The sequence below is a fragment of the Bradyrhizobium australiense genome (genome assembly GCF_013114825.1).
In the GTDB taxonomy this organism is placed as follows: domain Bacteria; phylum Pseudomonadota; class Alphaproteobacteria; order Rhizobiales; family Xanthobacteraceae; genus Bradyrhizobium; species Bradyrhizobium australiense.
Window position 1 is genome coordinate 279,919 of sequence record NZ_JAAVLX010000006.1, and the last position, 12,955, is coordinate 292,873.

At 62.4% G+C, this 12,955-nt stretch carries 10 protein-coding genes; 4 read left to right on the plus strand and 6 right to left on the minus strand.

Features of this window, described 5'->3' with window-relative positions; all coding sequences use genetic code 11:
• The first annotated feature begins 134 nt into the window (after positions 1 to 134).
• Both HCN58_RS19995 and HCN58_RS20000 read left to right on the plus strand, forming a co-directional pair.
• Positions 135 to 935, plus strand: coding sequence for a transglutaminase-like cysteine peptidase (locus HCN58_RS19995; protein WP_171581095.1), 801 nt, complete (start codon positions 135 to 137; stop codon positions 933 to 935).
• 345 nt (positions 936 to 1,280) lie between these two features.
• Positions 1,281 to 3,371: a PQQ-dependent dehydrogenase, methanol/ethanol family gene (locus HCN58_RS20000; protein WP_171581096.1), complete on the plus strand. Its 2,091-nt coding sequence runs from the start codon at positions 1,281 to 1,283 to the stop codon at positions 3,369 to 3,371.
• A gap of 127 nt (positions 3,372 to 3,498) precedes the next feature.
• Here the strand turns inward: HCN58_RS20000 and HCN58_RS20005 are convergent, their stop codons facing one another.
• The 6 genes from HCN58_RS20005 to HCN58_RS20030 form a co-directional block, all read right to left on the minus strand.
• On the minus strand, positions 3,499 to 4,698 hold the full coding sequence (locus HCN58_RS20005; RefSeq protein ID WP_171581097.1) for an ABC transporter substrate-binding protein: 1,200 nt from the start codon (positions 4,696 to 4,698) through the stop codon (positions 3,499 to 3,501).
• 92 nt (positions 4,699 to 4,790) lie between these two features.
• Positions 4,791 to 6,629, minus strand: a complete 1,839-nt coding sequence (locus tag HCN58_RS20010; RefSeq protein ID WP_171581098.1) for an AMP-dependent synthetase/ligase — start codon at positions 6,627 to 6,629, stop codon at positions 4,791 to 4,793.
• 151 nt (positions 6,630 to 6,780) lie between these two features.
• The gene (locus HCN58_RS20015; RefSeq protein ID WP_171581099.1) at positions 6,781 to 7,560 is read right to left on the minus strand and encodes an ABC transporter ATP-binding protein; all 780 of its coding nucleotides are present in this window, start codon (positions 7,558 to 7,560) and stop codon (positions 6,781 to 6,783) included.
• 10 nt (positions 7,561 to 7,570) lie between these two features.
• Positions 7,571 to 8,329, minus strand: a complete 759-nt coding sequence (locus HCN58_RS20020) for an ABC transporter ATP-binding protein (RefSeq protein ID WP_171581100.1) — start codon at positions 8,327 to 8,329, stop codon at positions 7,571 to 7,573.
• Positions 8,326 to 9,477 (minus strand): branched-chain amino acid ABC transporter permease, encoded by a 1,152-nt coding sequence (locus tag HCN58_RS20025; RefSeq protein ID WP_171581101.1) that lies wholly within the window; start codon positions 9,475 to 9,477, stop codon positions 8,326 to 8,328. Before HCN58_RS20025 ends, HCN58_RS20020 begins: the two co-directional genes overlap by 4 nt.
• Positions 9,477 to 10,352, minus strand: a complete 876-nt coding sequence (locus tag HCN58_RS20030) for a branched-chain amino acid ABC transporter permease (RefSeq protein WP_171581102.1) — start codon at positions 10,350 to 10,352, stop codon at positions 9,477 to 9,479. Before HCN58_RS20030 ends, HCN58_RS20025 begins: the two co-directional genes overlap by 1 nt.
• A 289-nt stretch (positions 10,353 to 10,641) precedes the next feature.
• Here HCN58_RS20030 and HCN58_RS20035 point away from each other — a divergent pair, with 289 nt between their 5' ends.
• Together HCN58_RS20035 and HCN58_RS20040 are read left to right on the plus strand one after the other, a co-directional pair.
• Complete coding sequence (locus tag HCN58_RS20035; RefSeq protein WP_171581103.1) at positions 10,642 to 11,394, plus strand: ABC transporter ATP-binding protein; 753 nt, start codon at positions 10,642 to 10,644, stop codon at positions 11,392 to 11,394.
• A complete protein-coding gene (locus HCN58_RS20040) occupies positions 11,391 to 12,914 on the plus strand; it encodes a permease (protein WP_171581104.1) in 1,524 nt (507 codons plus the stop codon). The genes HCN58_RS20035 and HCN58_RS20040 overlap by 4 nt, the downstream gene beginning before the upstream one ends.
• Positions 12,915 to 12,955 lie beyond the last annotated feature (41 nt).

A 12,955-nucleotide genomic window follows, 5' to 3' on the forward strand; every position in this document is an offset into this window, starting at 1 on the left:
TTTCGCACTTCCTAGGCCCTTTTCGCCGCGCCTTAAGCAGATCAAAAGCCGGGCCCGCTCATCCTGTCCCTGCAAAATGATCCGGTCACGCGCAGGCAAATCAAGCCCGCCGATGCCCGGACAAGGGGCGTCAGATGGGGTTGTCAGTCTACGCGCGCGCATGGCGTGCGGGCATCGTTGTGTGCGGCCTGGCCTGGTTCGGACCGGCCGACTTGCGCGCTGAGACAGCGGAGCCGTCAGCGCCAGCGGAGCTGGTGCAGCGATCGGCCGAGCCGTTCGGGCTCACCGCATCTTCCCTCTCGAGCGGCGGGCTGCACGACAAATGGCTCGGCGTGCAGCGCCGCCTCGACGACGAAATGGTGCAGCTCGCGCTCTGCGAAGGCGACCGTGACGGCTGCGTGTCTCCGGCCGCGTTGAAATTCCTCGACATCGTGGATGCCGCGCGCTTGCGCGAGGGCCGCGCCCGGGTCGGCGAGATCAACCGCGCGATCAATCTCGCCATTCGGCCGATCAGCGACCTCGCCCAGCACGGCCAGATCGACGTCTGGACCTCACCGCTCGCGACGCTCGCGCGCGGCAGCGGCGACTGTGAAGATTACGCCATTGCGAAATTCATAGCTTTGCGCCGCGCCGGCCTTGCGCCCGACGATCTCAGAATCGTGGTCCTGCACGACACCATCCATGGCGAAGACCACGCCGTTGTCGCCGCGCGGCTGGAGGGGCATTGGCTAATGCTCGACAACCGCCGCATGGCCATGGTCTGGGATTCCGACGTCAGAAACTACCGGCCGACATTCGTGATCGGTCAGCACGGCGTTATGAAATACGCCGATGCTCCCCTGCTCGCCGACGCCTCGGGCAGTACGCTTGCGGCTCCGCTTGTCGTGAGTTTTCTCGCGGCCTCTGCGGATCGGTCATCTGAACGCGCCGACTGACGAGTGACAGCGCGCAATTGTTGCGCGGCGACGGCTGACAACAATCTGCTTTCCTTGCCTGATCTTCCCTGCCTCGCGGCGAATGGTGTGCCGCAGCCGTTATGCCAGCCTGCATTCGTTCGATGAAGACGCTCGCGCAAAACATACGAGGCAGATTTTCTCTTTTTCATTTCGCGCGCTGCTTTGATTGACGCGATCCTTCTCACCAGCATAGCATTCCACCAGATCCGCTAGAGATCACTGGGAGGGAATGAGATGACACGTTTGCCGCGCGTTGATTCCGCTTGCCGTTTATTTCCTGAAATTGCCGTTACTTCCCGTCGACCGGCGCGCCTTGCGCAGGCCATGATCGCAATCGGGCTGGGCTTGACGCTATCCTGGGGCGCAGCCCTTGCGCAGATGCCCACTAAGGGATCGCCCGAGCACATCAAGGCCGTTACCTCCGCGGTCGACGGCGCATCGATCAAGGCCAACACCGCGACCTCGAACGACTGGCCGACCATCGGCCTCGACTATGCCGAGACGCGCTTTTCCAAGCTCAACCAGATCAATGCCGACAACGTCAAGAAACTCGGGCTGGTGTGGAGCTATCCGCTGGAGTCCTCCCGCGGCGTCGAGGCGACGCCGGTGGTGGTCGACGGCATTATGTATCAGACCGCGTCATGGAGCGTGGTGCACGCCATCGATGCCCGCACCGGCAAACGGCTGTGGACGTACGATCCGAAGATCGATCGCACGAAGGGCTACAAAGGCTGCTGCGACGTCGTCAATCGCGGCGTTGCGCTCTGGAAAGGCAAGGTGTTCGTCGGCGTCTATGACGGGCGGCTGATTGCGCTCGATGCCGTCACCGGAAGGGTGGCCTGGGAAAAGGACACGCTGATCGACAAGGAGCATTCCTACACCATCACCGGCGCGCCGCGCGTGTTCAACGGTAAGGTGGTGATCGGCAATGGCGGCGCGGAATACGGCGCCCGCGGCTATGTTACCGCCTACGACGCCGAGACCGGCAACCAGGCCTGGCGTTGGTTCACGGTGCCGGGCGATCCGTCAAAACCGTTCGAAGATGAATCGATGGCGGCTGCCGCCAAGACCTGGGACCCCGCCGGCAAATACTGGATCAACGGCGGCGGCGGAACGGCGTGGGATACCATCACTTTCGATCCAGACCTCAACCTCGTCTATATCGGCACCGGCAACGGCTCACCGTGGAATCGGGATGTGCGCAGCCCATCGGGCGGCGACAACCTCTATCTGGCGTCGCTGGTCGCGCTGAACGCCGACACCGGGAAATACGTCTGGCATTATCAGGAGACGCCCGGCGATCACTGGGACTACACCTCGACCCAGCCGATGATCCTCGCCGACCTCACCATGGACGGCACGCCGCGCAAGGTGATCCTGCACGCGCCGAAGAACGGGTTCTTCTTCGTCGTGGACCGCACCAACGGCAAGTTCATCTCCGCCAAGAACTTCGTCGATGTGAACTGGGCAACCGGCTACGACGCCAACGGCCGGCCAATCGAGGTGAAGGAGGCGCGCGGCAAGGAGCCGTATGACAGCATCCCGGGCCCGTACGGCGCCCATAACTGGCATCCGATGTCGTTCAATCCGCAGACCGGCCTCGTCTATCTGCCGGCACAGAACATCCCGGTGAATCTGACGCCAGAAAAGACGTTCAAGCATAACGCGCAGGCGCCCGGGAAATTCGCATCGGCTGCAGGCTGGAACCTCGGCTTCATGCTGAATGCGACGCCGCCGAAGAGTCCGGCGTTCGGCCGGCTGGTCGCCTGGGATCCGGTGAAGCAGAAGGAAGCCTGGCGCGCGGAATATGTGGCGCCGTGGAATGGCGGCACGCTCACCACCGCGGGCAACCTGGTTTTCCAGGGCACTGCAGACGGGCGCTTCATTGCCTACAACGCCACGACCGGCGAAAAGCTCTGGGAGACGCCGGTCGGTAGCGGCGTGGTGGCCGCGGCCTCGACCTACATGGTCGACGCCAAGCAGTATGTCTCGATCGCGGTCGGCTGGGGCGGCGTGTTCGGAATTGCCGCCCGCGCTACCGAACTGCAGAGCCCGGGGACCGTCTACACGTTCGCACTCGACGGCAACGCGCCGCCGCCGGCCTTCGTGAAGTACCAGACTGAAGGCCTGCTCGCCGGCATCAAGTACGACCCGAAGGACGTCGAGGAGGGCACGGCGCTCTATGTCACCGCCTGCGCCCAGTGTCATGGCGTACCCGGCGTCGACAGGGGCGGCAATGTCAGGAATCTCGGCTACGTTTCCAGAGAGACCGTCGAGAACCTGAAGGACTTCGTGTTCAAGGGCCCGTTCCACGACCAGGGCATGCCCGACTTCACCGGCAAGCTGACCGAAGCCGACGTGGTGAAGATCCAGGCCTTCATCCAGGGCACGGCGGACGCGATAAGGCCGAAGTGACGATCGTCATTGCGAGGAGCGGAGTGACGAAGTTCTGGGCCAGCCTCAAGCGCAACAATAGGGGCTGCGCGATCTTCTCGCGCAGCCCTTTGTCGTTGGGGCCATTATCGTAGGAGCGAAGTGCCCCTCAGAACATCAGGCCTTCCTTGACCAGCACCCAGCGGCCGTTCTTGATCTGCTGGACCTGGGTGATGGTGTTGGCGAGATGGTCGGTCTTGGAGAACTTGGTCGGCGGCGAGTTGAAGATGTCCATGAACTTCTCGCCGGATTCCAGCGCGTCCATCATCTTCTGGCCGGTCAGGTCCTTGCCCGCCTTGTTAGCGTAGAACGCGAACGTCATCATGGCGTTGTAGCCGATGATCGCCTGGGTATTGGCATCCGTGCCGAACATCTTCTTGTAGTTGGCGAGCCAATCCTTGACCTTGCCCTTCGCCGTGTCCTCGTACGGGATTTCGAAACCGGACGCGGCGTAGAGGCCCTCGACCGCTTCCTTGCCGAGCGCCGGCACTTCCAGCACGTTGGTCGGCGTGGCGCCGAGGAAGGTGACGTCCCAGCCGAGCTTCTTGGCTTCGCCCATCGCGCCGATGGTCTCGCGGATCACCGTGCCGAGCACGACCATATCGCAGCCGTCGGACTTCATCTTCGCGACCTGCGCGCTGAAATCGGAAGCGCCACGCTTGTAGCTCGTCACCGAAGCAGGCTGCAGCTTCATCGCGGTGACCTGCTGCGTGAAGCCGTCAAGCACGTTCTTTCCGTACTCGTCGTCCTGATACATGATGCAGGGCTTCTTGAAATTCTTGGTCTCCAGCATGTATTTGACGGCGGCGCGCGTGCTCTCGACGTAAGGCAGCAGGTTGTTGAACTTCAGCCTCTCCTGCGGCTTGGCCGGATCGAACTTGAAGGTGAATTCGGCCGCCGTCAGCGGGAAGAGCTGCAGGACGCCGGCGTCGAACAGGATGTCCTGCGCGGCGAGCACAGTGGGCGAGCCCATCGGGCCGACCATGGCGAAGACCTTGTCGCGCTCGACCATCTTCTGCGACGCCAGCACGGCGCGCTTCGGATCGTAGCCGCTGTCCTCTAGGATCAGCTTGATCTTGCGGCCGTTGATGCCGCCGGCGGCATTGATCTCCTCCACCGCCATCTTCATGCCGTTGGAAACTGGCACGCCCCAAACCTTGATCGGACCGGACAGATCCTGATGGGTGCCGACGACGATCTCGGTGGCCGAGATGCCTTGATCGGTAACCTTGGTCTGAGCTGCGGCCGGCAGTTGGGTCAGCGCAAGGGCGCTCACCGCAAGGGCCAGCACCTTGAACGATTTCGACATTGCAGTCTCCTCTTCCTTGGCCCGTGTTGCGCGAAGGGTGGGCCTTCTCGATCCTTCGCCGTTTTCAAATATTTTGGTCCCAAAATATACGCCTAAGCCACCGCCTTCTCGCGATACATGGCCTCAATCTCGGCGGCGTAACGCTTGTTCACGAAACTGCGCTTCAGTTTCATGGTCGGCGTCAACTCCTCGTCCTCCGGCGTGAGCTGGCGCTCGATCAGGTAAAACTTCTTGATGGTCTCGACGCGCGCGAAGTTGGCGTTGACGGCCTCGATCTCGCGCTGGATCAGGTCCTGGATCTGCTGCGCACGGCACAGGCTGGCGTAGTTGGTGAATGGGATATCGTGGTCCTGGGCGTATTTCTCGACATTCTCCTGGTCGATCATAACGAGGCAGGTCAGATACGGCCGCTTGTCGCCGATCACCACGGCATCGGATACGTAAGGCGAGAACTTCAACTGGTTCTCGATCTCCGACGGCGTGATGTTCTTGCCGCCCGACGTGATGATGATGTCCTTCATCCGGTCGGTGATCCTGACGAAGCCTTCATTGTCGATCGAGCCGACATCGCCGGTGTGCAGCCATCCCTTGGCATCGATGGTCTCGGCGGTCTTTTCCGGCTGGTTCAGATAGCCCATGAACAGGAAATCGCCGCGGATCAGGATTTCGCCCTGCGGCGAGATCGCGACCTCCCCCCACGGCGCAGCCTTGCCGACCGAGCCGAGCTTGATGCGGTCGGGCGGCATGATGGTCGCGACGCCGCAATTCTCGGTCTGGCCGTAGACCTCGCGCATGTCGAGGCCGAGCGCGAGATACCAGCGGATCAGATCCGGCGCGATCGGGGCCGCACCGGTAAAGGCCAGCCGGCAACGGTCGAGCCCAAGCATGCGGCGGATGTTGCGGAACACCAGCCAATAGGCGGCGCGGTTGGCGAGCCGCAAGAACAGCGGCGGCGTATCGCCCTGCAGCTTGTACTCGGTCATGCGGTTGCCGATCGCGAGCGCGTTGCGGTACATCCAGTTCTGGAACGTGGTCGCGTCCTTCAACGCAATCGTGATTCCGGAATAGAACTTTTCCCAGATTCTCGGCACCGCGAGGAAAGCGGTCGGCTGCACCTCGCGCAGATTGTCCGGCACCGTCTCAGGGCTCTCGGCGAAATTCATCACCGATCCCAGTGCCAGCGAGACGTAATAGCCGCCGATGCGCTCGGCGACGTGGCAGAGCGGCAGGAACACCAGCCGCTCCTCGGAATCGGTCGACGGAAACAGGTCGTTGGCGTGGCGCATCTGATGCGTCACGCTGCGGTTGGAATGCATGGCGCCCTTGGGCGGGCCCGTGGTGCCCGAGGTATAGACCAGGATGGCGAGATCCTCTGCACGGCGGCTGCCGATCATCTCGTCCCACAGCGCCTCGTTGCCCTGCGCGTGGTTGCGCCCGAGCGCCATGAATTCGGCCAGCGACAGCACCATCGGGTCGCTGAAACCGTGGAGGCCTTCCATGTCGAACACGACGATCTTCTGCAGCGTCGGACACCGCGAACGGCAGGTCAGGATCTTGTCGAGTTGCTCCTCGTCCTCCGCGAAGATCACTTTCGTCGAAGAATCGTTGATCAGATATTCGACCTGCGACGAGGAGTCGGTCGGATAGATGCCGGATGAAACGCCGCCGGCGCAGAGGATGCCCATATCGGCGTAGACCCATTCCGGCACCGCATTGGCGATGATCGAGGCGACGTCGCCGGGTCGGAAGCCGGTGGCATGCAGGGCGAAGGCGATATCCTTCGAGATCTGCAGCCACTCGCGCCAGCTGGTCGGCTGCCAGATGCCGAACTTCTTTTCGCGGATCGCTGGCCGGTCACCGCGTGTTTCCACGGACAGCAAGAAGCTCCTCGCGATCGTGTCGGCGACCGTCAGCACTGCCGGTCTGGCCATGCTCTTTTCCTCCCAGTGTCGCCCGCTTCCGGTGCCGGTGTTTGAACCGGTCTTGCTTGTCGAAGCAGGGCTCGAATTTAGCTCTAACTCGTTCTTAACGCCACGCTTTTGACCGCGACGGTTAACGCCAGATCTTTTAGCGCCAAGTCTTCTAACGCCAGGTCTTCTTCTTTTTCCAGCGCCGCTCGCCGCGGGCACCTTCTTCCTTAGCGCCGAGATAGAATTCCTGAATGTCCTTTGAATTCATCAGCCGCTCGCAGCTGTCGTTCATCACGACCCGGCCGATTTCCAGCACGTAGCCGTAATGCGCGGTCTCCAGCGCTACCTTGGCGTTCTGCTCGACCAGGAGGATCGACATGCCCTGCTCCTCGTTGACGCGCTTGATAATGGTGAAGATCTCCTTCACCAGGATCGGCGACAGGCCGAGTGAGGGCTCGTCCAAAAGTAGCAGGGTGGGACGGTTCATCAGCGCCCGCCCGATCGCCAGCATCTGCTGCTCGCCGCCGGAAAGCTGCCCTGCCGGCTGGTTGATGCGTTCCTTCAGCCGCGGGAAATAACCGTAGACGCGGTCGAGATCATCGGCGACGCCGTCGCGATCCTTGCGCGGATAGGCGCCCATCATCAGGTTCTCACGGACCGAGAGGAATGGAAACACCTCGCGTCCCTCCGGCACGTGGCTTAAGCCCAACCGCACGATCTTGTCAGCCTCCATGCGCTGGATCGGCTTGCCCAGAAAATCGATCGAACCCTTTTGCGGATCGAGAATGCCTGAGATGGTCTTGAGCACGGTGGTTTTGCCGGCGCCGTTGGCGCCGAGCAGGGTGACGATCTGGCCGCGCGGCACCTCCAGGCTGATTCCGCGGATGGCCATGATCGGCCCGTAATAGCTCTCGATGTTGCTGAGCTTGAGGATGATGTCGGAAGCGCTCATGGCATCATCCTCATGCGCCGAGATAGGCGGCGACGACGTCGGGATGGCGCTGCACCTCGGACGGCGATCCCATCGCCAGCACGCGGCCGTAGTTGAGCGCAATCACGCGGTCGGAGACGCGATTGACCAGTGTCATGTCGTGTTCGACCATCAGCACGGTGATTCCGAGCTCGGTCCTCATGTCGCGGATCCAGAACGACATGTCCTCGGTCTCCTCGACATTGAGCCCGGAGGACGGCTCGTCCAGCAGAATCAGCTTCGGCTCGGAGCACAGCGCGCGCGCCAGCTCGATCACCTTGCGGACGCCGTAAGGCAATCCCGAGATCAGCTTGTCACGATAGACTTCGAGATCGAGGAATTCGATCACCTGCTCGACGCGGCGGCGATGCATTTTTTCGCCGGCACGCACGCTCGGGAGGAATAACAGCTCCTGCCAGAGCCGCGTTGTGGAGTGGCGGTGCCGGCCAACCAGCAGGTTGCTCAGCATGGTCGCATTCTCGAACAATTCGATATTCTGAAATGTGCGGGCGATGCCAAGGCCGGCGATGTCGTAGGCCGGCTGCTCGGTGATGTCCTGGTCCTCGAAATAGATTTTGCCCGAGGTCGGCGGGTAGATGCGCGAGATCAGGTTGAAGATTGAACTCTTGCCGGCGCCGTTCGGGCCGATGATCGAGAGGATCTCGCCCTTCTCGACCGCAAAGCTGACGGAATCGACCGCCTTCAAGCCGCCGAAGTGCAGAGAAAGATTTTCCGCGCGGAAATAGCTCATCGGTTCCGCTCCGATTTCACGTAGATTTTCTGACGCTTGAAGGTGGCGCGCTTGTAGAGCGGGAAGAGCTGGAAGAAGAGCTTTATTTTCAGCCAACGCCCGTAGAGGCCGAGCGGCTCGAACAGCACGAACAGCACGATGATCACCCCGTAGATCGCGCCCTTCAGGCCGTTGGCGGACGCAATGGCGGCGACATTGCCGTGAATTTTGCCCGCCGTGATGCTGTCGGCGCCGAAGGTTGCGGCGATGCCGGCGACGATGCCAGGCAGATCGTCCTTGAGATACGTCAGGAACGGATCGATCATGACCAGGAAGATCGCGCCCAGCACCGCACCGTGCAGGCTGAAGGTGCCGCCGATCAGGATCACGATGATGAACTCGATCGAGAGCTGCAGCGTGAACATTTCCGGCGAGATGAAGGAGAGCTTGTGCGCGAACAGCACGCCGGCGAGCCCTGTGATCGCCGCGCTGATCGCAAACGACTTCACCTTGTAGAGCGAAACGTTGACGCCCATGCTGCGCGCCGCAGTTTCGCTGTCGCGGATCGCGACGAAGGCGCGCCCCGTCGGCGAGCGCAGGAGATTGAGGGTGCCGACGATCGTGAGGACCAGGACGGCAAGACAGAGATAATAGAAGGTCGGGCCGTCGCGAGGCACGGCCTGCCCGAAAAGGCTCAGCGTCTTGACGCGCATGCCCTCATTGCCGTTGGTTACGGTTTCCCAGCGCGCCAGGATTTCCTCGACGATGAAGGCGAACGAAATCGTTGCAATGACGAGGTAGATGCCGGTCAGCCGCAGCGCCGGAAATCCGACCAGCGCACCGACCGCGCCGGTCAGCAGGCCAGCAGCCAGAAAGTAGACCGGAAAAGGAACATTGTATTGCTGCAGATAGGCCGCCGTGTAGGCGCCGATCGCCAGAAAGGCGGCGTGCCCGAGCGACGCCTGCCCCGTGAAGCCGGTGAGGATCATAAGCCCTACGCCCACGGTGGCATAGATGCAGACGAATACCAGTTGGCTGACCAGGTAGCTGGAAAGCACGAACGGTGCGATCAGAAGAAACGCCAGCAGGATTCCGTAGGAAACGACGTAGCCGCTGTGCGGAAACAGTTTGATGTCGTCTTCGTAATCCGTCTTGAAGAGAAAACGCATTAGACCTTCTTCCGCATGTGAACACCGAACAGGCCTTCGGGCTTGAGCAACAGCACGACCAGCAGCACGATGTAGGGCGCGACGTCCTTCCAGCCCTGCGGCAGGTAGAAGCCGGCCATGCTCTCGATCACGCCGATCAGCACGCCGCCGACCACGGCACCCGGAATCGAGCCAAAGCCGCCGAGCACGGCGGCAGGGAATGCTTTCAGGCCCAGCACTAGTCCGACATTGGAGTGAATGAAGGTGATCGGCGCCAGCAGCACGCCGGCGGCGGTGGCAACCGCGGCAGAGATCGCCCACACGATCGACACCACACGCTTGACAGGAATGCCCATGTAGTAGGCAGCCAGCATGTTCTCGGAGCTGGCGCGCATTGCGGTGCCGAGCGTGGTGCGGTTGAAGAACAGGTACAGCAGCGCGCAAAGGATGATGGTGGCTGCAATCACCGAGAGCTTGTCGTATGCCAGCACCAGCGACCCGATCCGCAGCACGCCCTGGCTGAACGGGGTCTCGATCTTGAAATCGTCGGTGCCCCAGATCATTCCGACCACGGAGCGCAGGAAATACCCAAGCCCGATCGTGGCCATGATGATGGAAAACTGCGGATAGCCGAGAATCGGGCGCACGACGACGCGTTCGGCCAACATGCCGAACGCGGCCATGGCGATGACGGCGCCGGCAAATCCAAGCCAGTAATTGAGGCCGAGCATGCCGATGAACGTGAAGGCGAAGAATCCGCCCAGCATCATCAAATCGCCCTGGGCGAAATTGACGACCTCGGTTGCCTTGTAAACGAGCACAAATCCGAGTGCGATCAGGCCGTACACGCAGCCGAGCGCGATGCCACTCACCAGCTGCTGAACGAAGTCCAGCATCATTTCCCTCCCCGATGCCGGGCGATTCTGTCGATCGCCTCTTTCGCATCTTGTGTCTACACGCTGCCGGGCATCCACGATGCCTGCAGCCGCATATGTCCCGCTGCATTGAGCCCAAAGCGCCGATCCCTGTCAACAAAGCGCTGCGTGCGGCGCCGTTAACAATTGCGGAGAAATGCCGCAGCCCCGGGAAGTTGCGGGGTTCGGCGCGATTTGGTTCACCAGATTCACCGCGCCGAAAGTTCTTCGGTTCATGGTCCGCGACGACCAACTGGATCGTTCCGAAATCATGAAAGCGGATGTATCGGCACTCGAGGTGCGAGGGTTAACGAAGCGTTTTGATCGCCCGGCGGTCGATGCGCTCGACCTCACCGTTCGCACCGGCGAGTTCTATGCCCTGCTCGGCCCCAACGGCGCCGGCAAGACCACGACCTTGCGCATGGTCGCCGGCCTGCTCAAGCCCGACGCCGGCACCGTCTCGATACTGGGCATCGACGCACTCGCCGATCCGGTCGCCGCCAAGCAGATCACGGCCTGGGTATCCGATGAACCGATGATCTACGACAAGCTGACGCCGCTGGAATATCTCGAATTCGTCGCAGGCCTCTGGGGCATCGATCCGTCGGTTTCCGAAATTTCCGCTCACCAGCTTCTGGCGTCGCTCGGACTGGAGCCGCATCTGCACGAACGCTGCGAGGGATTTTCCAAGGGCATGCGCCAGAAGGTCGCGCTGGCGGGCGCACTGGTCCACGATCCCCGGCTGATCATCCTGGACGAGCCGCTGACTGGGCTCGATGCGCTGTCGGCGCGCCACGTCAAGGGCCTGCTGCAGGAGCGCGTCCGTTCCGGCTGCACCGTAATCATGACGACGCATATTCTCGAAGTCGCCGAGAGGATGGCCGACCGGATCGGCGTCATTGCCGCGGGCCGGCTGGTGGCCGAGGGCACGCTCGCCGAGCTGCGCCAGCAGAACGGCCGTGGCGACACCAGCCTCGAAGACATGTTCATCGCGCTCGTCGACGCCGAGGCGGCGGCCGCATGAGTTCGGCCGCGGCGCTCACCTGGTTTGCCCGCCACGAAATCCGACTGGCCTGGCGCGAATGGCTAGCCATGATGACCGGCAGCCGTGGAAAACGAAAGCGCGCCATCATCGCCCTGGTCGTGTTCGCCGCCATCATGCATCTGCCGGCCTATGCCGTGATCGGCCGCTTCGCCGATCTGCAGGCTCCGCTCGGCAAGCCGGAGCTGATCGTCATCACGGCGACTATCTTCCTCGCCTGGGCCTTGATGCTGTCGCAGGCGATCGAATCCGTGACACGGGTGTTTTATGCCCGCGCCGACCTCGATCTTTTGATGTCGTCACCGGCCAACCTCGCCAACGTGTTCTCGGTGCGGATCGCAGCGATTGGGCTGTCCGTCAACGGGATGGCGCTCTTGCTGTCGACGCCCTTTGTCGACGTTCTCGTGATCGGCGGCGGCGCGCGTTGGCTCTCGGCGTTCGGCGTCGTCGTCGCCATCGGCCTTTCGGCCGCGGCCGTCGCAATCGCTATCACAGTGCTGCTGTTCACGCTGATCGGCCCGAGCCGCACCCGCCTTGTCGCGCAGATCGTGGCGGCCGTCATCGGTGCCGGTTTCGTCATCGCGCTCCAGGTCGCAGCCATCCTTTCTTACGGCACGTTATCTCGTTTCGCGGTATTGACCTCCGATGCCGCTTCAGCCTATGCGCCCGATCTCGACAGTCCGCTGTGGTGGCCGGCGCGTGCGGCGATCGGCGATGGTATGGTGCTGTCGTGGCTCATGGCCGGCGGGCTCCTGCTGCTCGGCGCCGTAATGGCGATCTTCTCGCCGCGATTTGCCAATACTGTCGTCCGCGTCGCCGCAACCACGCGGTCTATCCGTCGCGGGCCGCGCGCGACGGCATTTCGCGGCGGTTCGCGGCAATGGGCGCTGCGCACCAAGGAGTTCCTGCTGCTGCGGCGCGACCCGTGGCTGCTGTCGCAAAGCCTGATGCAACTGCTCTATCTGGTGCCGCCGGCCCTGATGCTGTGGCGAAGTTTTTCCGAAAGCTCTGATGCGATCGTGCTGATCACGCCTGTGGTTGTGATGGCGGCGGGCCAGCTTGCCGGCGGCCTCGCCTGGCTGACCATATCAGGAGAAGATGCCGCCGATCTGGTCGCGACCGCGCCGCTGCCGCCCTCGCGCGTGATCCGTGCCAAGATCGAAGTAGTGCTGATCTCAATCGGCGCCATCTTCGCGCCGCTGATCGCAGCGCTTGCGTTTGCCTCCGTGACGCAGGCGATCGTCACCGCGCTCGGCGTCATCATCGCGACCGTCTCCGCCGCCGCGATCCAGCTCTGGTTCCGCGTGCAGGCTAAACGCAGCCAGTTCCGCCGCCGCCAGACCTCGTCGCGGCTGGCGACCTTCGCGGAAGCCTTCTGCTCGATCGGCTGGGCCGCGACGTCAGCCCTCGCCGTCACAATCCCCGTTGCCGCCATGATCAGCGGCGCGCTGACCGCCGGTATTCTGGCCGCTACGTGGAAGATCAGCCCGCGGCGGGATTGATAGGTTGCTATCCACCGGTTTTCGGAACAGCTTCCTGCGGC